The sequence below is a fragment of the Sphingomonas sp. AC411 genome, from assembly GCF_979253035.1.
The window spans coordinates 885,017-909,208 of sequence record NZ_CEEDAQ010000001.1; the positions used below are offsets into that span (position 1 = coordinate 885,017).

21 protein-coding genes, 1 tRNA gene and 2 pseudogenes are annotated in these 24,192 nt (G+C 65.3%); 9 read left to right on the forward strand and 15 right to left on the reverse strand.

The features are described 5' to 3' along the window. Positions 1–112 precede the first annotated feature (112 nt). Both AC0IX7_RS04615 and AC0IX7_RS04620 read right to left on the reverse strand, forming a co-directional pair. Positions 113–1,243 carry a YdcF family protein gene (locus tag AC0IX7_RS04615; protein ID WP_471813740.1) on the reverse strand — a complete coding sequence of 377 codons (1,131 nt, stop codon included), beginning with the start codon at positions 1,241–1,243 and terminating at the stop codon, positions 113–115. 14 nt (positions 1,244–1,257) lie between these two features. Further along, positions 1,258–3,839, reverse strand: a pseudogene (locus AC0IX7_RS04620) (TonB-dependent receptor). Between the two features lie 113 nt (positions 3,840–3,952). On the opposite strand from AC0IX7_RS04620, the gene AC0IX7_RS04625 reads away from it, so the two are divergent. Both AC0IX7_RS04625 and AC0IX7_RS04630 read left to right on the forward strand, forming a co-directional pair. After that, positions 3,953–5,071 (forward strand): ROK family transcriptional regulator, encoded by a 1,119-nt coding sequence (locus AC0IX7_RS04625; RefSeq protein ID WP_471810706.1) that lies wholly within the window; start codon positions 3,953–3,955, stop codon positions 5,069–5,071. A 14-nt stretch (positions 5,072–5,085) separates the two neighbouring features. Then, complete coding sequence (locus AC0IX7_RS04630; protein WP_471810707.1) at positions 5,086–5,607, forward strand: hypothetical protein; 522 nt, start codon at positions 5,086–5,088, stop codon at positions 5,605–5,607. Between the two features lie 27 nt (positions 5,608–5,634). Here AC0IX7_RS04630 and AC0IX7_RS04635 read toward each other — a convergent pair whose 3' ends face one another. Continuing rightward, positions 5,635–5,883: a hypothetical protein gene (locus tag AC0IX7_RS04635; protein ID WP_471810708.1), complete on the reverse strand. Its 249-nt coding sequence runs from the start codon at positions 5,881–5,883 to the stop codon at positions 5,635–5,637. A gap of 275 nt (positions 5,884–6,158) precedes the next feature. Between AC0IX7_RS04635 and AC0IX7_RS04640 the strand changes: the two genes are divergently transcribed. Beyond that, positions 6,159–6,911 carry a prolyl hydroxylase family protein gene (locus AC0IX7_RS04640; RefSeq protein ID WP_471810709.1) on the forward strand — a complete coding sequence of 251 codons (753 nt, stop codon included), beginning with the start codon at positions 6,159–6,161 and terminating at the stop codon, positions 6,909–6,911. A gap of 147 nt (positions 6,912–7,058) precedes the next feature. Here AC0IX7_RS04640 and AC0IX7_RS04645 read toward each other — a convergent pair whose 3' ends face one another. The 4 genes from AC0IX7_RS04645 to AC0IX7_RS04660 form a co-directional block, all read right to left on the reverse strand. Beyond that, positions 7,059–7,637 (reverse strand): L,D-transpeptidase, encoded by a 579-nt coding sequence (locus AC0IX7_RS04645; protein ID WP_471810710.1) that lies wholly within the window; start codon positions 7,635–7,637, stop codon positions 7,059–7,061. An 85-nt stretch (positions 7,638–7,722) separates the two neighbouring features. Beyond that, positions 7,723–10,155 (reverse strand): filamentous hemagglutinin N-terminal domain-containing protein, encoded by a 2,433-nt coding sequence (locus AC0IX7_RS04650; protein WP_471810711.1) that lies wholly within the window; start codon positions 10,153–10,155, stop codon positions 7,723–7,725. Further along, the gene (locus tag AC0IX7_RS04655) at positions 10,113–10,343 is read right to left on the reverse strand and encodes a hypothetical protein (protein ID WP_471810712.1); all 231 of its coding nucleotides are present in this window, start codon (positions 10,341–10,343) and stop codon (positions 10,113–10,115) included. Before AC0IX7_RS04655 ends, AC0IX7_RS04650 begins: the two co-directional genes overlap by 43 nt. Before the next feature lie 66 nt (positions 10,344–10,409). Beyond that, positions 10,410–12,089, reverse strand: coding sequence for a ShlB/FhaC/HecB family hemolysin secretion/activation protein (locus AC0IX7_RS04660; protein ID WP_471810713.1), 1,680 nt, complete (start codon positions 12,087–12,089; stop codon positions 10,410–10,412). Between the two features lie 566 nt (positions 12,090–12,655). On the opposite strand from AC0IX7_RS04660, the gene AC0IX7_RS04665 reads away from it, so the two are divergent. Further along, entirely contained in the window at positions 12,656–13,381 is a 726-nt protein-coding gene (locus tag AC0IX7_RS04665; protein WP_187502965.1) for a Crp/Fnr family transcriptional regulator, read from the forward strand. On the opposite strand, the gene AC0IX7_RS04670 is transcribed toward AC0IX7_RS04665, so the two are convergent. Then, the gene (locus tag AC0IX7_RS04670; protein ID WP_471810714.1) at positions 13,378–14,166 is read right to left on the reverse strand and encodes a Crp/Fnr family transcriptional regulator; all 789 of its coding nucleotides are present in this window, start codon (positions 14,164–14,166) and stop codon (positions 13,378–13,380) included. The genes AC0IX7_RS04665 and AC0IX7_RS04670 overlap by 4 nt on opposite strands. 99 nt (positions 14,167–14,265) lie before the next feature. Then, a tRNA-Arg gene (locus tag AC0IX7_RS04675) sits at positions 14,266–14,342 on the reverse strand. 61 nt (positions 14,343–14,403) lie between these two features. Between AC0IX7_RS04675 and AC0IX7_RS04680 the strand changes: the two genes are divergently transcribed. Next, complete coding sequence (locus AC0IX7_RS04680) at positions 14,404–15,159, forward strand: queuosine precursor transporter (protein WP_471810715.1); 756 nt, start codon at positions 14,404–14,406, stop codon at positions 15,157–15,159. A 140-nt stretch (positions 15,160–15,299) separates the two neighbouring features. On the opposite strand, the gene purQ is transcribed toward AC0IX7_RS04680, so the two are convergent. Genes purQ through purC form a run of 3 tightly spaced genes read right to left on the reverse strand, consistent with a single transcriptional unit; the run spans position 15,300 to position 16,975 of the window. Then, positions 15,300–15,968, reverse strand: coding sequence for a phosphoribosylformylglycinamidine synthase subunit PurQ (purQ, locus tag AC0IX7_RS04685; RefSeq protein ID WP_471810716.1), 669 nt, complete (start codon positions 15,966–15,968; stop codon positions 15,300–15,302). After that, the gene (gene purS, locus AC0IX7_RS04690) at positions 15,965–16,195 is read right to left on the reverse strand and encodes a phosphoribosylformylglycinamidine synthase subunit PurS (RefSeq protein ID WP_060527016.1); all 231 of its coding nucleotides are present in this window, start codon (positions 16,193–16,195) and stop codon (positions 15,965–15,967) included. The genes purQ and purS overlap by 4 nt, the downstream gene beginning before the upstream one ends. Beyond that, complete coding sequence (gene purC, locus AC0IX7_RS04695) at positions 16,196–16,975, reverse strand: phosphoribosylaminoimidazolesuccinocarboxamide synthase (protein ID WP_055876188.1); 780 nt, start codon at positions 16,973–16,975, stop codon at positions 16,196–16,198. It abuts the gene before it with no gap. 203 nt (positions 16,976–17,178) lie between these two features. On the opposite strand from purC, the gene AC0IX7_RS04700 reads away from it, so the two are divergent. Both AC0IX7_RS04700 and AC0IX7_RS04705 read left to right on the forward strand, forming a co-directional pair. After that, the gene (locus tag AC0IX7_RS04700) at positions 17,179–17,367 is read left to right on the forward strand and encodes a type II toxin-antitoxin system HicA family toxin (protein ID WP_471810717.1); all 189 of its coding nucleotides are present in this window, start codon (positions 17,179–17,181) and stop codon (positions 17,365–17,367) included. Then, the gene (locus AC0IX7_RS04705) at positions 17,348–17,635 is read left to right on the forward strand and encodes a type II toxin-antitoxin system HicB family antitoxin (protein ID WP_471810718.1); all 288 of its coding nucleotides are present in this window, start codon (positions 17,348–17,350) and stop codon (positions 17,633–17,635) included. The genes AC0IX7_RS04700 and AC0IX7_RS04705 overlap by 20 nt, the downstream gene beginning before the upstream one ends. A 169-nt stretch (positions 17,636–17,804) precedes the next feature. Here AC0IX7_RS04705 and kynU read toward each other — a convergent pair. The 3 genes and pseudogenes from kynU to AC0IX7_RS04720 all read right to left on the reverse strand — a co-directional run bounded on the left by kynU (position 17,805) and on the right by AC0IX7_RS04720 (position 19,928). After that, a pseudogene (kynU, locus tag AC0IX7_RS04710) lies at positions 17,805–19,018 on the reverse strand (kynureninase). After that, positions 19,015–19,716, reverse strand: coding sequence for an alpha/beta hydrolase (locus tag AC0IX7_RS04715; RefSeq protein WP_471813742.1), 702 nt, complete (start codon positions 19,714–19,716; stop codon positions 19,015–19,017). Before AC0IX7_RS04715 ends, kynU begins: the two are co-directional and overlap by 4 nt. Then, entirely contained in the window at positions 19,668–19,928 is a 261-nt protein-coding gene (locus AC0IX7_RS04720) for a hypothetical protein (RefSeq protein WP_471810719.1), read from the reverse strand. The genes AC0IX7_RS04715 and AC0IX7_RS04720 overlap by 49 nt, the downstream gene beginning before the upstream one ends. Positions 19,929–20,212: 284 nt before the next feature. Here AC0IX7_RS04720 and parC point away from each other — a divergent pair, with 284 nt between their 5' ends. Next, entirely contained in the window at positions 20,213–22,285 is a 2,073-nt protein-coding gene (parC, locus tag AC0IX7_RS04725) for a DNA topoisomerase IV subunit A (protein WP_471810720.1), read from the forward strand. A 121-nt stretch (positions 22,286–22,406) separates the two neighbouring features. After that, positions 22,407–24,104: a putative bifunctional diguanylate cyclase/phosphodiesterase gene (locus AC0IX7_RS04730; RefSeq protein WP_471810721.1), complete on the forward strand. Its 1,698-nt coding sequence runs from the start codon at positions 22,407–22,409 to the stop codon at positions 24,102–24,104. Positions 24,105–24,192: the final 88 nt, after the last annotated feature.

The window sequence follows — 24,192 nt, forward strand, 5'->3', positions numbered from 1 at the left end:
GGTCGATGTAACCGAGCGCGGCCCTCCGTTGGCGACGTTTCCCAACTGGGCCCGGCCTTCGCCGGGGTGGCGGCAGGGGTGTTTACCGGGTTCGAGTGCCTGAAATAATCGCTCATGGATCGAGAGGATCGCGCGGATCGTGGCGTAGGGATAGCCGCGACGGCTGAAATTCCAGGTCGTACACCGATAGCCGCCGCCCAACCGTCCCTGGCAGATAGCCCAGCTCCGTGCGGTTGCGGTCGGTGAAGGTCTGGCTCTCGATGTATTTGCTCTGCTCGGCGTCGGTCACGATCAGCGTCGGGCGGTCGAGCGGGATGCCGAGCGCCACCATGCGCCGCGTCGCGTTGCGCAGGTTGGTGGTCGTATGCCGCGCGTACGGCTCAAGGATCACGCGATCGGCGGGGATGCCGTAGCGCTCGACCAGTGCGCGGCGGATCTCGACGGCTTCGACGAAGCGCGTGCCGCGTGGATGCACCGCGCTGCCCGAGACGAGGATGAAGGGCGCGAGACCCTGGCGATAGCGTTGCGCGGCGAGCAGTGCGTGGAGCTTGCTGCGCGGGCTGAGTGTGGTGCCGACATCCTCTGGACCGACGCCGGGCACGATCAGCAGCGAATAGCGGAAGGCCTTCCAGTCGGTCCGCGCGGCAAGCGTGCGTGCGCCTGCATTCTCGCGCTGGTCGAGCGGTTCGAACCGCGTCGCCGCCGTCGCATCGTTGGCATCGAGCAACGCCACAGCCAGCCGCACGCTGGCCGCGATCGTCGCGGGCGGCGCATCCGACGCGGCGCGCGCGGTATCGATCGCGACTTTCACGCTGTCGGCGAAGAACGGCGTGTCGGTGGCGAAGATCGGTCCGTCGATCTTCGGGTAGCGTCCGGGCAAGCCGAGGCCGTAGACCCGGAGCACGACGTTCAGTGCCTCGAGTTCCTGATCGATGCCGGCCGCCACCGACATGTCGGCATTCGACTTCGGCCGCGCGCCATTCTTGGACAGACTGGCGACGACCATCGCCCGGTCCTGATCGGTCCAGATCGTCGTCTCGATCACGCAGGCGGGTACGTCACCGCACGCGGCAATCCGTCGCGCCCGCGTATCGAACGTCGCTGTCGGCAACCGCCCCAGCGCCCCGAGCATCGGGAACAGTCGCTCCGACAGCGTGTCGACGACCGTATCCGTTACCACTACCGATGAAGGCGTTTCCGCCCACACCGGTGCAGCCGCCGTCATCGCCAGCGCCGCAAGCATCAAACGCAAGCCCGTCACCAGGACTTGCTGACCACGAGGCGGACGTTGCGACCGAAGTTCGGTCGGCCGTAGATCGCGTCGGCCGTGCCCTGGCCGCTCAACTGGTCGGTGCGCGTATTGCCTTCGGTCAGGCCCTTGGCATTGAACAGATTGTCGCCGACGACCTGCATCTGCCACGTGTCGTGCGTCAGCGTGATGCCAGCGCCGACCGTCTGGTAGGCGGGCAGCGCGGTGTTGTTGAAGAAGTCGACATAGCGTTTGCCGGTATATTCGTAGCGGCCGTAGATCTGCACGGCACTGCCCGCGACGTCGAAGTCCACCGAGGGACGGATGTTGCCGTAGACCTTCGGTTCGCGGACGAGCTGGTTGCCCTCGACATCGCCCGCACTCGCGCCATTGGCGTTGACGAGGCTCTTATATTGCGGATCGCTGATCGTCAGCGCGCCGGTCACCGCGAAGCCGTACGGCAGCGCGAGGTTGCCATCGATCTCGATACCCTTGATCTCCGCCTTGCCGACGAATGGCACGGACTGGTCGTTGCGACCGGTGACCGGGTCGAGCGCGACAAACGATGCGTTGAGCGGATTATAGCGCGTATAGAAGCCGATCAGGTACAAATACGACCGGCCGAATGCGGCCTTCAGCCCGACCTCGTACTGGTTCGCCTTCGACGTGATGATCGTCGGGTTGATCTGATACGTGACCTGCGTCGAGGGCGGCGTTTCGAGATGCGATGCGCGGGCATAGGCGCCGAGATGCTGCGTGACGTCGTAGTTGATCCCGCCGGTCCAGTTGGTGATGTTCGGGCTCAGCTTCGAATTGATGATCTGGCCGGTGAACGCACGGACGCCGTCGTCGGCCAGCGTGGTCGGATCGCCGAGGTTGGCGGAGGTCGTCGCGAAGGCATAGCCGTTGAAGCTGTACCGTTCGTGGCGGACACCGCCGTCCAGGGTCAGGCCCTTGGTCAATTCCCACGTGTCGTTCGCGTAAAGCGCGTACATCTTGGCGTCGGTGTTGCCGCGGTTGAGCGTGGTCGTATAGCGCAGCACCCCGTTGTCGGTGACCGAACCGACCGCCTGGCCCGCGGCGTTGTACGCGATCAAATCGAGCGTCCGCGGCTTGCCCTTCACCTCGAGCAGATAGTCCTGATACGCGACCTCGTTGGTCTCGCCGTACAGGCTGCCGTATACGCCGACGCGGAGATCGTGCGTGCCGAAGCCGGTCGCGATCGAGCGCGTGACGCTGAGATCGCCCTGCGTCGAATAATATTTGGAGACGACGTCGCGGAACTGCGCGGGGACGACCAGCCCGGAAGCGCTGTTCGGGTCGTAGACCTCCGCGCCGTTGGTGCCGGCAATCGCATAGCCGAGCCGGGTCACGCCGGCGCCGAACGCCTTGCGGGCATTATCCAGGTTGGTCGGGGTGCCGATCCCGTTGCTGGTCGCGTTGGCATAGGCGTTGGCATCCGACGGGTTGCTGGTCGAATACAGCGCGTTGAAATGGAGCTTTCCGACGCTGACGCCGCCCTTCGCCGCGACCTTCCAGCCGTCATAGTCCGCATCGTACTGGACGCCGACATTGCCGAACTGGGTGTGGCGACCATTGCCGAGATCGGCGTCGACGTTGCGCGTCGTGCCGTCGGCCTCGCGGAAACGGATGTTCGCGTTGCGCAGCGCGGGCGAGTTCATCGTGCCACTGAAGAAGTCGATATACTGGTTGAGCGACTTGCTCGGATCGCGCGGATCGGCGGTCGGGATCGGCAGATAGAAGACGTTGTGGTCGTTCAGGTAATTGCCCGACACGCGCAGCGATCCGTTGCTGAAGTCGTGCTTGATGTTGGCGCGGACCTGGCCGCCGCGATCGTTGGGGAAGCCGTTGTCGCGGTAGCCGTCGTGGCGGCGCAGGAACCCGCCGATCGCGTAATAGGTCGAATCGTCGATCGGGCCCGCCTGGTACGCGTCGAGCCGGTAGAGGCCGGTGTCTCCGAGCGTGACCTGCGCCTTGCCACGGGTCGTATCGGTGCCCGACACGGTGATGTTGTTGACGATCGCCGCGGCATAGCTGGCATAGACCGGGGCAGGGCCGCCGCGCACGACTCGACGCGCTGCGTCATCAGATCGAACCGGTTGATGCTGTCGCCGCGGAAGAAATTGCCGTCATTCTCGTGGAACATCGGCAGGCCGTCCTGCTGGAAGGTGACGAGGCCGCCGTCGCTCGGCAGGCCGCGCAGGCGGATGATGTTCTGGACCTCGCCGCCGGTGTTCTCGACCGCGAAGCCGGGCAGCTTGCCGAGCAGATCGGCGAAGTTGATCGGCGCGAGCTTCTGGATGTCGGCGTTGCTCAGCGAGTTGACCGCGTAGGAGACGTCGAAGCGGCGCTGCTGGCGCGCCGAGCCGGTGACGATGATGTCGCCGCCGGTTTCGCTCGCTGCGGCGTCAGGTGTCGTGGCGTCCGGTGCGGCGGCTTCCGGGACCGCATCGGCCGAGGGTGTGGCGGCGGGAGGCGTGGCAGGAACCGTCTGGGCCCAAGCTGGCGACTGCGCGGCAATGCTCAACGCGATAAAGGCGCAACCCGTGCGCAAGCCAAATTTGGTCATCTGTTCGTCCCCAGCCCTGTTCGATGCCACGCCGCTGGACGTGGAATATGACGATTTTAATTAATTTCACGAAATAAACTAATCGACTATCGGGATCGGCGAGGGAGCGGGCGATGGCCTATGCGAAGCTGAGACTGGACGACGACGAGCGGCGGATCATGCAGGTCCTGCGCTCGGTCGGTGGGCGATCGCGCAAGCAACTCGCCGCCGATCTCGCGATGAGCGCGTCGAAGCTGACGCGGCTGTCGAGCAACCTGCTCGCGCACGGACTGATCGAGGAATGTCCGAGTTCTGAGCCGGCGACGCCCGGTCGGCCCGCCGTGCCGCTGCGGATATCGCCCGATGCCGGCTATGCGGTCGGTGCGATGCTCCACCGCGGGCTGATGGAGGTGGCGCTAGTCGACTACGCGGGCGGGGTGATCGCGCACAGCTCGCAGCCGTTCGACGATCCGGATCCACGCGTCTTCGCCGCGCGCGTCACGGAATCGATGCACGCCATGGCGATCGAGAACCGGCTGCTCGGACGGCGACTGCTGGGCGTCGGGATCGGCGTTCCGGGCTCGTCGCTATCGCCCGAGGGGAACCGACGCTGGACCGTCGACAGTCTTGGGGCATGGCGCGGGATCGACCTGAAGACGCTGTTCGAGGAGCATATCGGCCACCGGATCTGGATCGAGAACGATGCCAACACCGCGGCGCTGGCGGAATATTATGTCGGTGGTCTGATGCGGCGCTGTTCGACCGCGGTAGTGATCCTGCTCGGCCACGGGATCGGCGCGGGGATCATCGTCGAGGGCCGGATCCTGCGCGGCGCGATGGCGAGCGCGGGCGAGATCGGCTGTCTCTATCCCAACGACCGGCCGCGCCCGTCGACGCTCGACCTGTTGATGACGTTGCGTGAAGCCGGTTGCGAGATCCATTCGCTGGTCGATTTCGAGGCGGTGGTGGCGGGGTATGAAGACGTCGTCGACGCGTGGGTCCGTCGCGCCGCAGGGCAGATCGCACCGATCATCAACTGGGGACTCGCGTGGATCGATCCGGGCGAATTCGTGATCTCAAGCCCGTTGCCCAACCGCATCCTGCGTGCGCTGGTCGAGCACATCGATTTCGGCGCGATGCACATCGGCGATCATGTCAGCGGCGTGCCGATCATATCGGTGTCCACGCTGGAGGGTGCCGCGGCGACGATCGGCGCGGCGTTGCTGCCGATCCATGCGACGGCGGTGGCGTAGGTCTTTGCAGGAATTTGCCGACCACCACGTCGGCGCATCTCGACGAAGTTCTACTCGGCGAAGCATTTTTCCATATGCGCGATGCGGGCGGCGCCGTCTTCGTGCGAGGCATCGCGTGGAAACTGGCGCATCGACCCGTTCAGCCTGGTCAGCTCGACGCGCGACAGCCAGCCCTGGATCTTGCCTTGCTGGACCGCCCAGCAATCCGCAGCGGCCTCGCCAGGTCCGAAGATCTGGTGGGCGCACTCATGCGTGTACCAGAAGAGTTGCTGCGCGCGAGGCAAGTCGAGGACCCGCGGATGAAGGTATATCCGGCCCCGGTATGCGGCTGCGATATCGTTGATCGGCTGGATCATCGTATCGACGGGTCCGCATGTCGCGCGGTAACCTGCAAGGAGCAGGGCGCCGGGCAATATGAGAGTCTGAGCCGCAGCAGGGTGGGGAGCGAATGCCAGTATCGCGGCCGCAACGCATGCAAAAAGATTTTTGACCATGACTATCCCCGCCCCGCCGTGAGCGAGGACTTCCAGAATTGAAATTCGAGAGGGTGCGCGGCGGCGGTGCTACCCGACCGACAGAACGAGGACCCCGACCCAGAACAACACCGAGATCGGCAGCGCGAATAAAATGCCGCGGATCACGGGAAAACGGGGTGTCGATGCCTTGGGTTCACGTCGAGGCCTGGGATCTACGCTATCGCCGATTTTGATCGAGGCGACGCCGGAGACGGCGGTGACCGCAGCGACGTCGACATAGGCAGTATGTAGAGCATGGGGTGTCGGTCCCGCGCCCGCGATAAATCCCGGTTGCATGATGGTTCTCCGCCGATGTCGGTCTAGGCACGTCATCCGTGGCTCTCGCCGGCAGCGGAGCATGGATGTTCCCGAACTCTTCGGCCTGGTGCGACTTATGCGCATCCCAATGGGCGGGGTGGTGGCGAAAATTCGCTCAACCGAGCCTAACCTGTGTTGGTCGTACTTGATAAACGTAGGTGAGAGTATAAAGATGCATCAATAAAAATATAAACATAGGATAAGGATGCTGCTATTGGTTTAGTAAGGGGGCTGATGATCAGAGTTACGCAACCATGGCCGAATTCCTAGATACTGGCGCTTGGCCGACCGATAAATCCGAGAACACGTCGCTGATGTCGGCTCCATTGTCGGCGCTCGATCTCCGTGATGGCCAGATGGAGGCGTTGGCCCGGTCCGACTCCGCCGTGCGCGTTCGAGAGCGGATCGCCCATTATGCCGGCGCCGTCCGGATCCCCGCCAACGGCGTCGAACTCTATGTCGTCCGCAATTTCCTCTCGCTTGGCGAATGCGCCGCGCTGATCCGCCTGATCGACGCCAATCGCGTGCCGTCGCCCGTGGTCTCCGACGATCCCGTACCGTCGTATCGGACGAGCGAGACCTGCTATCTCTATCCCGGACCCGACGCGGTAACGGCCGTCGAGAGCAAGCTCGACGATCTGACCGGTCTCGATCCGATCTTCGGCGAGGCCTTGCAGGGCCAGCGCTATGCGGTCGGACAAGAGTTCAAGCCGCACCATGATTTCTTCGATACCGGGCAGCATTACTGGCGAAACCAGGTGCCGATCGGCGGACAGCGGACCTGGTCGGCGATGACCTTCCTCAACGAACCGTCCTTGGGCGGTCGCACGAACTTTCCGACCGCGGGCGTGATGATCGCACCGAAGGCGGGCAATCTGGTGATCTGGAACAACATGGATGCGCTGGGGCGGCCGAACCCCGGGTCGTTGCACCAGGGCATGCCGGTCGAGCAGGGCGTCAAATACGTGCTGACGAAATGGTATCGCGAGCGGCCGTGGTGCCGGTGAGGTAGAGGCCCGGACGGGGCGGGGTTTCACTAGACTTGGCTGAGAGGTGCTGGGGGGACGGGGCGCGATAATTTTTGTTCCGTGTCCTCCCCTCCGTCTGGCAAGTGCCAGCCGCCTCCTCCTGGTGGGGGAGGATTTCTTTGTCTGTCAGCCCGGTACGGCGAACACGCTTCGCAACGGCTTCGTCTCCGGCAGGATGTAGACGATCCCTACGGTGCCGGTGAATAACGGTTTCACCACCCCGTCGTAAAACCCCGGCGGCACGTTTACGCAGCCATAGGAAATCCGGTTGTCGCTGGGCGTGGGCGACGCGAGCCGGCCGGCGCGATCGTCGACGCGGCGTCCCTTGATCACACGGTGCATCGACAGCGCGGCGTCATAGTCGATCCACAGGATGTCCTGTTCGAAATCACGACCGAGCGAGGCCTTGAACCGACCCGCGGGGGTCGTGCGTTCGGACGGCGTGATCGTCGCGAGCTTGCGCTGGCCGATGCCGGGTACGCTCGCATCGCCGCGCGCCATGCCGAGCAAGGCTGGTGCCGTACCGCGCAATCCACCGGTGGCGTCGAACGCGAAGACCACGGCGTTCACCTTGTCGATGACGATGAACGGCAGGCCCTGATTATCGTGCGACGCGGCAACCCAGTCCGCGGTGTCGCGCGCATCGTTCGAAACCGCCTCGGTCCCGAACCGTCCGACGGGTTCGGCTCGTACGGCCTGCGCCACGCCTGGGGAGGTCGTCGCGAGCGCAACGAGTCCCGTTATCAGCGTACCGCGCCATCGCCGTCCGACCCTGTCCCGCCCGACCACTTTAATGGCGCGCCTGCTTGCGTGGATAGTCGGGGACGGCCGGCGTGTTCGGCGGGGTCGGTTGCACGAAGGGACGATCGAGTGTCGGCTGCACGGCCTGCGGCGTGCCCGGGGTCTCGACGACGACCGTACCCGGACGTATCGGCGGCGGGAATGCCACGCCACCCTCGACGACCTCGATCGGCGGTGGCGATGGCACGCGGACCATCACAGGCGGAACGTCCAGGATCGGGCGTGCCGCGGTCGGGAGGTTTGGCACAGGTGTCGGTGTGACGATGACTGGCGGCGTGGGCGTGGGCGCCGGTGACGGTGCTGGTGCCGGGGCGGGTGCCGGCGCTGGTGCGGGAGCGGGAGCGGGAGCGGGAGCGGGAGCCGGAGCGGGTGCTGGCGCCGGAGCGGGTGCTGGCGCCGGAGCCGGAGCGGGTGCTGGCGCCGGAGCGGGTGCTGGCGCCGGAGCGGGTGCTGGCGCCGGAGCGGGTGCTGGCGCTGGCGCCGGAGCTGGCGCTGGTGCCGGAGCGGGTGCTGGCGCTGGCGCCGGAGCTGGAGCTGGCGCTGGAGCGGGCGCCGGAGCTGGTGCTGGAGCGGGCGCTGGAGCCGGAGCAGGCGCCGGTGCGGGAGCAGGCGCCGGAGCAGCCGTAATCGTTCCGGTCGTCCGGAACCCGGCGACGCAGCACGAACTCGCCAGCGCATATTGGTCCGCGTTCGCGCCGGTCAGCGTGTAGCCGCTGAAGCTCACGCCGATGCCCGTGCCTTCGCCGGTGCTGTCGAACGTCGCGGTCGCATCCGGGCCGGCGACCAGCGATACGCCGGTCGGCGTGCCCGAGGTGCCGTTGGTGTTGAACCCGCTCAGCACCGCCGCATTGGTGCCGTCCGCCACCTTCTGCGCGGTCGGGAACAGCAGCATCCGCTCGGTGATCGCCGCGCCTTCGGTCAGCACGAACTCGGTCGTGAAGTCGGTCGGCGTCGTGTACGAAACGGGGTTGTAGGTGATCGACACCGGCGCCGCGGTGACCGTGGTCGGCGGCGACAGCGCGGAGAACACGATGGTGCCGCCGTTGACGCCAGGCCCGGTGCCGTCCGCGCCGGCGATCAGCGTCAGCCCGACCGGCAGGCCCAGGCTCTGCGCCGGGATCGTCGTGCCGCGGGTCAGCGTCACCGCCGCATCGATCAGCACGTCGTGGCCGGCGCACAGCGCGATGTTGCCGTCGGTCGTCGTGATCGCATGAAACACGTTCACGTTCTGCCCGGCGTTGAGCAGGATGCTGCCGTTGGTCGTCGTCAGGTCGGCGTTGACGTTCACGTCGCGACCGCAGCACGCGACAATGTTGCCGTTGGTCGCGGTGATCGGCGCGTTGATGTTGACGTCGCGAAACGCGTTCATCGTCAGCGTCGTCGGTACGCCCGAGGCGGTCCACGCGACCGCATCGTTAACGAAGATGTCGCCATTGCCGGTGGTCGTATCGCCCGCCGCGGGGATCGTGCTGATCGTGATGCTGGTCGTGACGAGCTGCGCCGACAGCGTCGAGCCCGAGATGTTGCCGCCCGCGCCGATCACGTAATCCTGCGGATCGATCAGCCACATGCCGGTCATGCCGCCCGGTGCGTAGGTCGAGACCTTGGCGCTGTCCGCGACGGTGACGGTCGCTGCCGAGGTTTCGATGAAGCCGCCATCGCCGCCGACCGGTGCACTCGCGTCGAGTTCGCCGCTGACGGTGACCGTGCCGGTCTTCATGTCGCCGAGCAGCAGGATGGTACCGCCGCGGTTCTGCAACGTGCGCGCCTCGACGACGCCGGTGTTGTTGACCGCGGTGTGGAGCAGGTCGCCAGCCCCTTGCGCGGTCATCACGACCTTGCCGCCGTCCGCGCGGATCAGACCGCCGTTGCGGACCAGCGCGCCGACCGCGCCCTTGTCGACCGCGACGTTGAGCAGCCCGTCACCCGCGACGTCGAGCGTGATCGCCTCGCCGCCCGCCAGCACGACGGTGCCGAAGTTCGCCTTGATCGTCCCGCTGTTACCGACGTTCGCGCCGAGCAGCGCGACGTACCCGTTCTTCGCGGTGATCCGGCCGTCGTTCTGGACGCTCGCGCCGCTAATCCCTGCGAAACTGTTCTGGCCCGCGAGGAAGTCGGCATCGGAGATGTTGAGCGTCGAGGCCACCAGCCCGCCGACGTTCACGTTCGCGGTCTGGCCGAACAGGATGCCGTTCGCGTTGACGAGGAACACCTTCCCGTTCGCCGACAGGTTGCCGAGAATCACCGAAGGATCGGTACCCAGCACGCGGTTCAGCGCGACCGAGCTGCTGGTCGGCTGGTCGAAGACGACGCTATTACCCTTGCCGACCGAAAAGGACTGCCAGTTGATCGCCGCGCGGTCGCTGGTCTGCGTCACGGTCAGCGACTTGCTGCCGGCCGCGATGCTCGCCTGGCCCGCCACGACTTCACCCCGGTCGGCAGCGTCTGCGCCTCGACCGGACGTGCAGCCATCGTGCCCGCGAGGCTGAACCCGATCAACCACGCGAACCGCGCGAGCCCGGTCGTGCCGAACAGCCCGCCACGCCGCGTGCGCGTAACGGTGGGAGCGGGGCGGCTGGTGTTTCTGAGCGAGGAGGGGATGGGGGTCATGGGCGGTATCCTTGGTGGCGGCGGATGGCCGCAAAATTGGGGTGCCAGCAGCGTTTGGCGGCACGGTCAGAAGGTCTTCGAAACCTGGAACCAGGCGCGGCCCGATTTGTCGGGGGCGGACGTAGCGTCCTCGTCGCCGAGTTTGCGCGCATAGGTCGCCCGGGCGGCGATCCCGTACGGTCCCGCCCAACTCAGGCCCGCGCCGTACGCGCTGCGCTTCGCGTGGTTGGAGCCGGTGAAATACGGGTGCTTGACGTAATCGACCTCACCGACGTCGACGAACCCGAACAGCTGGAGCGCACCCGGTACGACCTGCGGCAGCGCCAGCCGCGCCTCGGCGGTGGCGACATAGCCCTGGTCGCCATACGCCTCGCCTTCGGGGTAGGCGCGCACCGCATAGGCGCCGCCCAGTTCCATCCGCTCGGAGATGTCGAGGTTGCTGAACGCGATCTGCCCGCGGGCGGAGGCGAACAGCGACAGCGGCCCGGCGATCGTCTGCAACCGCGCGAAGCTGAATTGCAGCTTCCCGTAGCTGCCATCGGTGCGCGCGGTCAGCGCGTCGATGGAACGCTCGTACGCGCCGCGGATGTCGAGATTGCCGACCGAATAGCTGAGCGAATACGCACTCCAGCCGCCGCCCAGAAGCGTGTCGTGCTGGTCGCCGCTGAGCCCTGCGGTAATCACCTGCGCGCGGCGATAGCTGGTGGTATCGACGATGCCGATCTTGTCCTCGAACCACTTCACGTCGCCGCCGACGGTCACGTACAGATTGTTGTCGCGCGAGCGGATCAGCGGATAGCTGGCATAGACGCTGGCGACATCGGCATTGCCGCTACCGTCGAGGCTGTCGAATTCCTTGCCGAGCGAATATTCGAGATGCGCGAAGGCGACGCCCAGCGTGACCTGGCCGATCGGTGCCTGGTACGAGGCGCGGCCGTAGGCGAGCCCGGAGAAAGACGTCAGCGCGCGCAGGCTCAGCACGTCGCCCGAGCCGGTCGGGTTGTTCCAGTTGACCGATCCGCCGACGCGGTAGGCGCCGGTGTAGCGGTTGCCGGCATTGTCGGCCTCGACGCTGCCGGTGATGCTCCGGCCGGGGGTGATGTCAACCAGCAGGTCCGACGTGCCGACCGCGGTGCCGGGGCTTAGCGTCGATCGCACCCGTACGCCGGGCAGGTCCGACAGCATCAGCAGACGCCGCTCGAGCGGCGCGACCGCGACCGGATCGCCGACGTCCAGCCCATCGAGGATACCGTTCGCGACACTGTCGGACAGTCGTGACTCATTCTTCACGCCGACCGCGCCGAAGCGCCCTTCGATCACCGCGATCGTGACCGCGCCGCTCTGGACGTCCTGCTCAGGGAGGTAGGCGTTCGCGACGAAATAGCCGCGGCTGGTGTAATAGTCGGTGATCCGCGCGGCGAGCGTCTTCATCTCGGACAGATCGAGTTCACTGTTGGGCACGAACTCGGTCGCAGCAATCAGGTCCGCCTCGGGGAACAGCGTCGCGCCCGTCACGCGTAGGGACCGGACAAGCGTCTTCGGGCCACCGGTGGCGGGAACGACGACGGGCGTCTTGCGCTCGAAGCCGAGATCGGGCGCGGGCTGGTCGTTGAGCGGTGCGGGCGGGATCTGCTGAAGCTGACCGCCGGCACCGATCGGGACCTGCGCCTCCGCTTGAGTCGAAACCAACAGGGCAGCCGGGCTCACAGCCGCAAGCGCGGCGGCCCAAAGGGTCGACTTGTACATGAACACCTCGAAAGTCACCGCGGAGGAAGACACGGTTCTCCCATCCGCAGCAGCGGGAGCCGTTTGAAATGGGGAAAGCGCCGAAAGAGGACAAAGCCTTCGACACCGCAGAGGACGATCCCCGTCACCATCGAACTTAGGGGCAAGCGTAGAATGGCTAGAGTGTCGCCGGCCGCGGGGGCTCGCGGTGTGTGGCTTACACTAGGATCGGCTTAACCTATGTATGTCAAAGAAAACAGTAATTCAAGACAAATCTATGATAACATTGTCTTAACCTTACAATTGTCACGGATCTGAGATTTTCTGCTGCGCATCGTCATGGCGAACCAATGCTGAAAACGCTCCGACGAGTAAGAATCGGCGTAGATCTTCGACGCTTCGTGCGTTCTTCTGTGTGAAGAACGAGTGTCGAGTGAAGGGGCGTCGTGGGATGCGCGAGGTGGGGTAGTAGCGGCTTCCATCGATCGGGCGGAACCGGGCCGAGGCAAGGTCGCGGCGATCATGAGGACTCCGAGCGACATTCGTGTTTGTCTAAATCCATGATACCGCGCGGCAATGAGTAATGAATGAGCGATATCCTCACCCGGAAATTACGCCGCTGGGCAAAGTTCGACGACCAGGACCGTGCCGCGCTCGATCGCCTGACGATGGTGACGCGTCCCGTCGTCCGCGGCCAGCACCTGATCCGCGAGGGCGACGACCCGACGCATGTCTTCCTGATTCTCGAAGGCTGGGCGCAACGCTACAAGATCCTGCCAGACGGCAAGCGACAGATCGTCGCGTTCCTGATGCCGGGGGATCTGTGCGACACGCACGTGTTCATCCTCGAGAAGATGGACCACAGCATCTCGATGATGTCGGAAGGGCAGGTCGTCTCGATCCCGGCGAACGACATGCTGGCGATCATCGAGAACCATCCCCGGGTCGCGCAGGCGCTGTGGTGGTGCACGCTGGTCGACGAGGGCATCCTGCGCGAATGGCTGGTGAATATCGGTGCGCGCGAGGCCTATAGCCGGATCGCGCACCTGTTCTGCGAACTCTACATCCGCGCCGGCGCGGTCGCGCGGGAAGGGAATGGCGATTTCTTCATGCCGCTGACCCAGACCGATGTCGGCGAGGCGCTCGGACTGACTTCGGTGCACGTCAACCGCACGATCAGGGCGCTCAAGCGGAGCGGGCTCGTCGATGCCGCCAAGAACCGTCTGCTGATGCTCGATTTCGAGGGGTTGAAGGACGCTGCCCGGTTCGACAGCGCCTATCTCCACGCGCGACTGGTGCCGTTGGGCGGTTAGGCGCGCGCAGGCGCTTCCGCGAGCGGGGCGCCCGCGTGCAGATAGGCGTCGGAAAAGCCGGCGATCTCGCGCAACCGGTCCCAGCGCGGGAACCGGACGTTGCGCCAGCTGCGTTCGATCAGGCCGGCGGTGTGGAGCGTCTTGAGCATGCGGTTAACGTGGACCGCGGTCATCCCCGTGGCCCGGCCGATCTGCTGCTGCGACAGGGGCAGTTCGTAGCAGTCGTCGGTCTTCAGCCCGCGGGCATCGATCCGGCACGCAAATTCGCAGAGGAAATGCGCGATACGCCGCAGGCCGTCGCGGCTGCCGACATTGCGCAGCCATTCCCGGGTGATCGCCGCGTCGATCGCCTGGCTGACCGCAAACGCCTGTGCGATCGCCGGACGTTGTGATGCGAGATCCGCCAGGTCTCGCCGCGACACCAGCGCGACCTCCGCCGTGCCGAGCACCCGCGTGTCGTAATCGGCCTCTCGCAGATACAGATGCTCGAGCCCGAGCGCGTCGCCAGGGATGCCGAGCGACAGGATCTGGCCCTTCCCGTCGTCGCCCATCAGCTGTCCGACCGTGTAGCCGCGGGTCAGAAACGCCACCATCTCCGGCCTGACGCCCTGGCTGAAGATATCGCTCGAACCGTCATACGTCCGCACCGAGACCGGCAGCTTCAGTATGCTCGACCGGTCCGCCGCATCGAGGACGACGTGTGCGTCGAGTCTGGATATCCAGAGGGCAAGGGGATGGCGGATTATGTGTCTTCGCAAAATGCCGGGCGGGACGATCCTGTTCACACCTTGCGGTGGACTAAACGACAAGCTTTGCCTTGATATAGGTTACAACGCAGCGAATTCTCTTATGTGTATACGATACGGCGCAAAAAGGCGGGCGGTTGGCGCGCCCGGAGGGGTTCGAACCCCCGACCGAGGAGGTAGAAGCTCCTTGCTCTATCCAGCTGAGCTACGGGCGCGCGCTGCGGCGACGACTAGCGCGGATTGTGCGGGCTTGGAACCTCGATCATAACCGCCGGGATGGATATTGACGGGAATGGGGCGCGGGGGCTCGAACCGGTGGCCGCGAACGCGGTGAGCGGCGGGCATTTCCGCTATTACGACTTCGTGATGGCGGCGTTCGTCACGATCCTGCTGCTGTCGAACGTGATCGGTGCGGGCAAACGCGCGGTGATCGACCTGCCGTTCATCGGCGCGTGGCCGTTCGGCGCGGGAATCCTGTTCTTTCCCGTCAGCTATGTGATCGGCGACGTCCTGACCGAGGTGTACGGCTATGCGCGCGCGCGCCGCTGCATCTGGGCGGGGTTCGGCGCGATGCTGTTCATGGTGTTCATGTCGGCGGTCGTCGTCGCGTTGCCGCCCGACAAGGGGTGGACCGGGCAGGCGGCGTACGAATCGGTGTTCGGACAGGTGCCGCGGATCGTGTTCGCGTCGATCTGTGCGTTCTGGGTAGGGGAGTTCGCCAACAGCTTCGTCCTCGCGCGGATGAAGATCTGGACGCAAGGGCGGATGCTGTGGACGCGGACGATCGGCAGCACGGTAGTGGGGCAGGCGTTCGACAGCCTGATCTTCTATCCGCTCGCGTTCTACGGCGCGCCCGACTGGCCGGTGGAGGCGATGCTGATGGTGATGGTCAGCCAGTTCTTGCTGAAGGTGTCTTGGGAGGTGTTGCTGACGCCGCTGACCTATGTGGCGGTGGGGTGGTTGAAGCGACGCGAGGGTGTGGATGTGTACGACCGGGGGACGGACTTTTCACCGTTTCGGACGCGGGTTTGAGACCTGTCCGGACCGCAGCACACTCCGTCATGCCGGGCTTGTTCCGGCATCCACCGGTCCGCGCCCTCTCCGGCCCTTGAGTACGCGGGGCCGTGGACCCCGGAACAAGTCCGGGGTGACGGAGCTAGGTATTGGGCCGGTTAAGCGCTGACGGCTTCGAGCAAACCTTCGAACAAACGCCGGCCATCGGTGCCGCCGTGCGCCGCTTCGATGCGACGTTCCGGATGCGGCATCATGCCGAGCACGTTGCCCTTGTCGTTGAGCAAGCCGGCGATGTTGCGCGCCGAGCCATTGACGCTCTCCGCATAGCGGAACGCCACGCGGCCTTCGCCTTCGAGGCGGTCGAGCGTCTCGGTGTCCGCGAAGTAATTGCCGTCATGATGCGCGACCGGGAAGGACACGCGCTCGCCAGCCTTGTAGCCCGATGTGAAGGTCGAGCTTGCGGTTTCGACCGTCAGCGCAACGTCGCGGCATACGAAATTCAGCCCCTCGTTGCGCATCAGCGCGCCGGGTAGGAGCCCCGCTTCGGTCAGCACCTGGAAGCCGTTGCATATGCCGAGCACCGGCAGGCCCTTGCCCGCCTGCTCGACGACCGCGCGCATGATCGGCGAGCGTGCCGCGATCGCGCCCGAGCGGAGGTAATCGCCATACGAGAAGCCACCGGGGACCGCGACCAGGCCGACGTCCGCGGGCAGATCCGCATCACCATGCCAGACCATGAGCGGCTTGACGCCGGTCACCGCCTCCAGCGCGACGGCGATATCACGGTCGCAGTTGGAGCCGGGGAAGACGATGACCGCGGTTTTCATGCGCGCTCGACCCGGTAATTCTCGATCACCGTATTGGCGAGCAGCTTGCGGCACATGCCGTCGATCGTCGCATCGTCGGTATCGTCGGCGACTTCCAGTTCGATCAGCTTGCCTTGGCGAACGTCCTGCACGCCCTCGAAGCCGAGGCTGCCGAGAGCGTGATGGATCGCCCGGCCCTGCGGATCGAGTACGCCGGGCTTCAATGTCACGAAAACCTTGAGTTTCATTTACTTGCCCCGGTTCTTGCGATGCTTTTCGAGGTCGAGGACCGAATTGTCGCCGCCTTCGGGCAGCAGCCCCAGACGCCGTGCAACCTCCTGATAGGCCTCGACTTCGCCACCGAGATCGCGACGGAAGCGATCCTTGTCCATCTTCTCGTTGGTTTCCATGTCCCACAGGCGGCAGCCATCGGGGCTGATCTCGTCCGCGAGGATGATCCGGCCGAAATCGTTGTCGAAGATACGGCCGAATTCGAGCTTGAAGTCGACCAAGCGGATGCCGACGCCGGCGAACAGCCCGCACAGGAAATCGTTCACGCGGATCGCGAGGTCGGCGATGTCGTGCATCTCCTCCTGGCTCGCCCAGCCGAACGCGGCGATGTGTTCGTCGGAGATCATCGGATCGCCGAGCGCATCGTCCTTGTAGTAATATTCGATGATCGTGCGGGGCAGCTTGGTGCCCTCCTCGATCCCGAGGCGCGTCGAGATCGAGCCCGCGGCGACGTTGCGCACGACGACTTCGATCGGGACGATCTCGACCTGGCGGATCAGCTGCTCGCGCATGTTGAGGCGGCGGATGAAGTGCGTCGGCACGCCGATATGATCGAGCAGCGTGAAGATGTGCTCGGAAATCCGGTTGTTGAGAACGCCCTTGCCGTTGATCGTGCCCTTTTTCTGGGCGTTGAACGCGGTGGCGTCGTCCTTGAAATACTGGATCAGCGTGCCCGGCTCGGGACCCTCGTAGAGGATCTTGGCCTTGCCTTCGTAGATCTGGCGGCGGCGAGCCATACGCGGTCCCCTGGAAATCGAGCGGTGAAAATCGAGCGGCCCCAGCCTACGCGCTATGCACCGCGAAGCCGAGGCCGGAATAGGCCGCGCCTATAGGCGAAGGGTGCGGGGGTGCAATCGTGGCTTCGGCTTGCGTCAACGCCTGCATCGCGAGGTGTTGATGGAACAGACATTGTTGTGTAGGGATGTGTATCGGAGTCAGAATGCGAAGTGCCGAGATCATCAAACTGATTGGCAAGGCTGGCTGGGTCGAGGTTCGGCAAACCGGATCGCACAAGCATTTTCGTCACGCCACCTTGTCTGGAACGGTGACGGTGCCGCATCCCAATTCGGAGATCGCGATCGGTACGATCAAGAGCATCGAGCGGCAGAGTGGCGTTCGGCTTCGCTAGACGGGCCGCTTGGTTGCATTCCTCGAAGGATTTGAGTGTTATGGCGATCGTTCACTACCCTGCCATTATCGAGCGTGCGGATAACGGCTTCAGCGTATTTTTCCCGGACTTGCCCGGATGTGTCTCGGCCGGCGCGACGATGCAGGAGGCGGCGCTCGGCGCGGAGGAGGCGCTGAGCGGGCATCTGGCGATCATGGCGCAATATGGCGATCTCGATCCGGGAGCCATCGTCGATCGACGCGATCGCGCGCGATCCGGACGTCGATGAAGCCGCTCGTGTACTGGTTCGCGGCGATCGACCCGGCCGGGCCGTGCGTGTGCAGGTTTCGATCGACGAGGGGTTGCTCGCTCGGATCGACCGGGTTGCCAGCAATCGATCGGGATTTTTAGCCGATGCCGCCAGGGCTAAGCTGGCGGCGATGGGGTGAGTTTCCGCGTTACGTGACGGCGAGGCGTTGGGAGAAAGCGGGATCGCGCCAGGCCTCGGTTTCGACGATTTCGCGCAGGATGTCGCCGGCGTGCCAGACGTCTTCATGGCTCAGATACAAGGGTGTCAGGCCCAAGCGGAGGATGTCGGGGTCGCGGAAGTCGCCGATGACGCCTTGGGCTATCAGCGCTTGGGTGAGGGCGTAGGCGTGCGGGTGGCGGAAGCTGATGTGGCTGCCGCGGTTTGCGGGGTCACGGGGGCTGACGCATTCGAGGCCGAGCGCGTCACCTGCGGTGGCGAGGATATCGAAGAGTTGCGCGCTTTTGGTGGCGATGGCGTGCTGGTCGACATCGGCCCACAGGTCGAGTGCGGCTTCCAATGCGGCGGTCGAGAGCATTGCGGGGGTGCCGGCGAGCCAGCGCTTCATGCCGGGGGCGGGGCGGTAGGCGTCCTCGAATGCGAACGGCGCCGCGTGGCCCATCCAGCCGGAGAGCGGGCTGGCGAGCACGTCCTGCCAGCGTTTCGCGACGTAGAGGAACGCGGGCGCGCCGGGGCCTCCGTTGAGGTATTTGTACGTGCACCCGACGGCGAGGTCTGCATTCGCGCCATCGAGGTCGATCGGGACGGCGCCGACGCTGTGGCTGAGGTCCCAGAGCATCAGCGCGCCGGCGTCGTGCGCGCGGGCGGTCCAGGCGGGCATGTCGAAGCGGTCGCTGGTCTTGTAGTGGACATGGGTGAGCAGGAGGACCGCGGTGTCTTCGTCGAGCGCGGTGGCCAGGTCTTCGCGTGCGACCACTTTGAGGCGTGCACCGGGAACGCAGGCGACTGCGCCTTCGGCAATGTGCAGGTCGGTCGGGAAGTTGCCGGCTTCGCTGACGACCGTGTGACGCTTGGAATTGCTGCGAAGAGCGGCGACCAAGGCCTTGAAAAGGTGCGTCGAGGTCGTGTCGCCGATAATGACCTCGTCAGACGCGGCGCCGATCAGGGGGCGATCTTGGCGCCGATCCGCTGGGGGGCGTCGATCCAGCCTTCGTTCCAGCTGCGGATCAGGCGGTCGCCCCATTGGCGCGTGGCGACGTCGGCGAGTGCGGCGGGCGTGGCCCTGGGGAGCGCGCCGAGCGAGTTGCCGTCGAGGTAGATCACGCCTTCGGGTAGCGCGAACTGGTCGCGGTAGGCGGCGAGCGGATCGGTCGCGTCGAGCGCGCGGGCGTCTTCGAGGGTCACTGGGTCTTCCTGAGGTCGGCGAGGATCAGGCGCTTTGCTTCCGCCCAGGCGGCGGTTTCGGGCGCGATCAGTTCGACATGGCCGGTGGCGGGGATGGTGTGGAGCGTGGCGGTGTCGCCGGCCGCTTTGGCCCTGGCGATATAGTCGGTCGCCATCGCGGCGGGGATGATCCGGTCTTCGCGCCCATTGATCAGGTCCTGCTTCATGCCGAGCGGGAGGAGGCGCGGGACGGAGGTGTCGGCGTAGACGTCCGGATGCTGCGGGGTCGGCTTGCCGACCAGTTGTCCGACGACCTCTACCCCGCAGCCGTTCTGGGGACTGGCGGCGGTGGCTTCTAGATCGGGGAGCCCGCCGAGGCTGATGACATGGTCGATGCGGAGCGGGTTTGCGGTGCGGAGCGGACTGGTCGCGGGCAGCTTCGGCCGGCTGGCGAGCCAGAGCGCGAGGTGCCCGCCGGCGGAATGGCCGATCGCAACCACATTCCGGGTGTCGAGATTGAACTTCTTGGCGTTTACCGCAAGTTGATCTGCGGCGTTCGCAGTATCCGCGAATGTGCCGGGATAGCCGCCGCCGGCGCGATCGACTCCGCGGTAATCGATGTTCCACACCGCCACGCCGCTGTTGCGGAGATCGTCGGCGATCCAGTTCATCAGGCTGCGATCGGCGATGCTGGTCGTCCAGCACCCGCCATGCACCATGACCACGACCGGGAACGGCCCTTTCCTTTCGGAAGCCAGACGTCGATCTTCTGCATCTGGTCGGTGCCGTAGTCGATCGTCGCGTCGGGCGCTGGTTTCGGGCGCTTGGTCAGGTCCGGCCACGCTAATAGGGACGGCTTGGCGGGGGCGGAGGTTTGCGCGACCACGGGCGTCGAGATGGCGGCGAGCGCGAGAATTGCAAAGCGGATCATGGGGTTGGTCTAGCGTGCTCGACCCGCGGCGTCATGCTGTCATCTGGCGTTCTTCGTGCGGAAGAAGCGCGCGCTACGTTCATGCTTTGATCGTTGCGTTTTCACCTGCTACCGATGTCGGCAATGGCCAGCAGCGACTTCAAAGACCCCTTCGACTCCATCGTCGACGCCCCCTTCGATAGCGCGCTCAGCGAGCGGTATCTCGTCTACGCGCTGTCGACGATCACCGCGCGATCGCTGCCCGACGTCCGCGATGGGATGAAGCCGGTGCATCGGCGCCTGTTGTGGGCGATGCGGCTGCTCAAGCTGGATCCGGCGCAGGGTACAAGAAGTGCGCGCGCGTCGTCGGCGACGTCATCGGCAAATACCATCCGCACGGCGATCAGTCGGTCTACGACGCGATGGTGCGCTTGGCGCAGTCGTTCGCGATGCGCTATCCGCTGGTCGACGGGCAGGGCAATTTCGGCAATATCGACGGCGATAACGCGGCCGCCTATCGCTACACCGAGGCGCGGCTGACGCAGGTCGCGATCGACCTGATGGACGGGCTCGACGAGGATGCGGTCGCGTATCGTCCGACGTACAATGGCGAGGATCACGAGCCAGAGCTGTTCCCCGGGTTGTTCCCGAACCTGCTGGCGAACGGCGCGAGCGGGATCGCGGTCGGCATGGCGACGAGCATTCCGCCGCATAACGCCGCCGAGTTGCTGGAGGCGGCGATCGTGTTGATCGACACGCCCGATGCCGACGACGCGGCGATCCTGGAACATGTGAAGGGGCCCGATTTCCCGACCGGCGGGCTGGTGGTCGATCCACCTGCGGTGATCCGCGAATCCTATGCGACCGGTCGGGGCGGCTTTCGTGTCCGGGCGCGCTGGGAGACCGAGCGGGAGAAGGGCGGCGGCTGGCAGTTGATCGTCACGGAGATTCCGTACGGCATCCAGAAGGGCAAGCTGATCGAGCAGATCGCCGAGTTGATCAACGCCAAGCGCCTGCCGATCCTCGCCGACGTGCGTGACGAATCGGACACCGAGATCCGGATCGTACTCGAGCCGCGTAGCCGCACGGTCGATCCGCAGATCCTGATGGACGGGCTGTTCCGGCTGACCGATCTCGAGACGCGGGTGAGCCTCAACCTGAACGTCCTCGACAAGGATCGCACGCCGCGTGTGATGAGCTTGCGCGAGGCGCTGGCGGCGTGGGTCGATCACCAGTTCGTCGTGTTGCGCCGGCGGACCGAGCATCGGCTGAGCAAGATCGCCGACCGGGTCGAACTGCTCGACGGTTATCTGATCGCGTATCTGAACCTCGACCGCGTGATCGAGATTATCCGGACCGAGGACGAGCCCAAGAAGGTCATGATCGACGAGTTCGCGCTGACCGACCGTCAGGCCGAGGCGATCCTGAACATGCGGCTGCGGTCGTTGCGGCGGCTCGAAGAGTTCGAGATCAAGACCGAGCGCGACAAGCTCGACAAGGAGCAGGCGACGCTGGCCGCGTTGCTCGCGGATCCGAAGAAGCGGCGTGCGCGGATGAAGCGCGACATGGCCAAGATCCGCGATCGCTATGGGCTGGAGACGGTGCTCGGCAAACGACGCACGACGATCGAGGAGGCCGCGCCGACGCGCGACATTCCGCTGGAGGCGATGATCGAGCGCGAGCCGATCACGGTGATCCTCTCGCAACGCGGCTGGATCCGGGCGATGCGCGGGCATAATGACCTGGCGAGCCCGGAGGCGTTGAAGTTCAAGGAGGGTGACGGCCCGGCGTTCGCGTTCCATGCGCAGACCACCGACAAGCTGTTGCTCGCGGCTGAGAACGGGCGGTTCTACACGCTGGCGGCGGACAAGTTGCCGGGCGGGCGTGGCTTTGGGGAGCCGGTTCGCGCGATGATCGATCTCGATGGCAGCATCGGGATCGTCGCGCTGCTGCCCGCGAGCAAGCATCCGAAACTGCTCGTGGTAGCGACCGACGGCCGTGGTTTCTCCGTGAGCAGCGCGGAGGCGATCGCCGAGACGCGCAAGGGCAAGACGGTGGTGACGCCGCGGCCCGGTGCACAGTTGAAGATCGTTCGACCGATCGGGCCGAACGACGATTACGTCGCGGCGATCGGCGACAACCGGAAGATGCTGGTGTTCCCGCTCGCCGAACTCGTCGAAATGACGCGCGGGCAGGGGCTGCAACTCCAGCGCTATCGCGATGGCGGACTGGCCGACGCGATCACGTTCGTCTTCGCCGAAGGACTGAGCTGGGCGATGGGCGGCGGCACGGGACGCACGCGGACCGAATCGGACCTCGGGCTTGGCGCGCGGCACGGGGCGCCGCAGGAAGAATGCCGCCAACGGGTTTCCGCGTGACAATCGCTTTGCGAGCGATCCGCTTAGCACCCTGAAAAACCAAAAGATTGGCGATAATTGACAGTATGGAGCCGTTTCGGTTCCTTTAGGACGTCTTAAGGAAGCGTCGCTACAACGGGGAATGGCATCGATAGCCCCGGATGCGATTACGCAATCGATCGTCGCGACCGAACTGGTCGCGCGGGCCCTGGAACTGATCCCGATCCCGGCTGCCCATGTGGTCGTCAACGGCGGCGTGTTCGATCTCTTCGCGATGAACCGCGCCTATCGTCTCGCCGGGCTTGGCGTGGTTGCCGAGCGATCGCCGATGATCGCGGATCTCGGACCGCGCATCCTGGCATTCCTGGAATCGGCCAGCCTCCGGTCGGATTTCGAGTGGACCCTGGGCGATGTCATCGACTGCCGCTATTACCGGGTGACGATCGCGCGGACGTTCGCGTCGTTCCGCGATCGCTGCACGATCAGCTTCATCGACCAGACTTCGCAGGTCCAGACCGAGCGCAGCCTGCGCCGTGAGATGACCACCGACAGCCTGACCGGTTTGCCCAACCGCGAGGGATTCGAGGAACTGATCGAGGACGTCGAGGATCGCAGCGTCAGCGCGGTTCTCGCGGTCGATCTCGATCGGTTCGGGCGGCTGAACTCGTGTCTCGGTTCGCTTGCCGGCGACGAGCTGCTGATCACCGTCGCGCGCCGGATCAAGGGAGCGTTGCGCGCGCGCGACACGCTTGCACGGATCGGCGGTGACCAGTTCGGCATCCTGATGACGATCGATACCGATCGTGAGGAAGCGCATGCACTGGCCGAGCGGATCCAGCGTACGCTCACCGCACCATTTCGACTGACCGATTACGAGATCAGCGTCGAATGCTCGGTCGGGATCGCCTATGGCGCGGACGAAGCGAGCGACGTCGCCGAACTGATCCGTCACGCGCAGTTCGCGGTGAAGCGGGCGAAGGCGAGCGGGCTGGCCGAAAGCTATCTGCCGCAGGATTTCGCGATCGCGCGTGCGCAGTTCGGCATGGAGACCGCCCTGCGGCGCGCGATCGAAAATCGCGAACTTCGGCTGGCGTATCAACCGATCTGCGACTTGGCGACCGGTCGGATCGTGGCTTTCGAAGCGCTTGCGCGGTGGACCGACGAACAGGGCCGTCGGCACTGTCCGACCGAGTTCATTCCGGTCGCCGAGGAATCGGGGCTGATCGTGCCGCTGGGGCGCTGGGCGATCGACGAGGCCGCGCGAACGCTCGCCGCATGGGATGCGCGGCACGGTGCGGCTTGTGGGGTGAAATTCGCGGTCAACCTGTCGGCGATCCAGTTGCAGCGCGACGACATCGCCCCGGTGCTGGAGGCGGCGCTGGCATCGACCGGGCTGACCGGCGACCGGTTTACGCTGGAACTGACCGAGAGCGCGATTGTGACCGACCCGGATCGGATCGCCGGGACCATGCACGCGCTGAAGGCGTTGGGAACGACGCTGGCGATGGACGATTTCGGAACGGGATATTCCAACCTCGCCTATCTGCAGAAGCTGCCGATCGACGTGCTGAAGATCGACCGCAGTTTCGTTACCGAGATGCTGGCCGACCGCGACAAGGTATCGATCGTCCGCGCGATTTTGAGCCTGGCGCAGGCGCTGGGGATGAAGACGACCGCCGAGGGGATCGAGACCAACGAACTCGCGCAGACGCTGGCGGCGCTCGGGTGCACGTTCGGGCAGGGATATTTCTATGCCAAGCCGCTCGAGGCGGAAGCGGCATATGCGATGATCGGTGCGGGTGGGGCCTGTCGCCGTTCACTCAAGGTTGAGCGCTGGTAATTCAACGGCCGACGGCACCCGGGCTACTACCGTCGAGGCAACAGCCACGGTCATCCACAACTACCGTCATCCCAGCGAAAGCTGGGAT

What these genes read in the sequence shown, in the direction of transcription:
- purQ (WP_471810716.1), bottom strand. Translation starts at nt 15,968, where the DNA reads ATGAAAACCGCGGTCATCGTCTTCCCCGGCTCCAACTGCGACCGTGAT.
- purS (WP_060527016.1), bottom strand. Translation starts at nt 16,195, where the DNA reads ATGAAACTCAAGGTTTTCGTGACATTGAAGCCCGGCGTACTCGATCCG.
- AC0IX7_RS04715 (WP_471813742.1), bottom strand. Translation starts at nt 19,716, where the DNA reads ATGGTGCATGGCGGGTGCTGGACGACCAGCATCGCCGATCGCAGCCTG.
- AC0IX7_RS04655 (WP_471810712.1), bottom strand. Translation starts at nt 10,343, where the DNA reads ATGACCCCCATCCCCTCCTCGCTCAGAAACACCAGCCGCCCCGCTCCC.
- AC0IX7_RS04640 (WP_471810709.1), top strand. Translation starts at nt 6,159, where the DNA reads ATGGCCGAATTCCTAGATACTGGCGCTTGGCCGACCGATAAATCCGAG.
- AC0IX7_RS04635 (WP_471810708.1), bottom strand. Translation starts at nt 5,883, where the DNA reads ATGCAACCGGGATTTATCGCGGGCGCGGGACCGACACCCCATGCTCTA.
- AC0IX7_RS04680 (WP_471810715.1), top strand. Translation starts at nt 14,404, where the DNA reads ATGGATATTGACGGGAATGGGGCGCGGGGGCTCGAACCGGTGGCCGCG.
- AC0IX7_RS04660 (WP_471810713.1), bottom strand. Translation starts at nt 12,089, where the DNA reads ATGTACAAGTCGACCCTTTGGGCCGCCGCGCTTGCGGCTGTGAGCCCG.
- AC0IX7_RS04625 (WP_471810706.1), top strand. Translation starts at nt 3,953, where the DNA reads ATGGCCTATGCGAAGCTGAGACTGGACGACGACGAGCGGCGGATCATG.
- purC (WP_055876188.1), bottom strand. Translation starts at nt 16,975, where the DNA reads ATGGCTCGCCGCCGCCAGATCTACGAAGGCAAGGCCAAGATCCTCTAC.
- AC0IX7_RS04720 (WP_471810719.1), bottom strand. Translation starts at nt 19,928, where the DNA reads ATGATCCGCTTTGCAATTCTCGCGCTCGCCGCCATCTCGACGCCCGTG.
- AC0IX7_RS04615 (WP_471813740.1), bottom strand. Translation starts at nt 1,243, where the DNA reads ATGCTTGCGGCGCTGGCGATGACGGCGGCTGCACCGGTGTGGGCGGAA.
- AC0IX7_RS04665 (WP_187502965.1), top strand. Translation starts at nt 12,656, where the DNA reads ATGAGCGATATCCTCACCCGGAAATTACGCCGCTGGGCAAAGTTCGAC.
- AC0IX7_RS04700 (WP_471810717.1), top strand. Translation starts at nt 17,179, where the DNA reads ATGCGAAGTGCCGAGATCATCAAACTGATTGGCAAGGCTGGCTGGGTC.
- AC0IX7_RS04730 (WP_471810721.1), top strand. Translation starts at nt 22,407, where the DNA reads ATGGCATCGATAGCCCCGGATGCGATTACGCAATCGATCGTCGCGACC.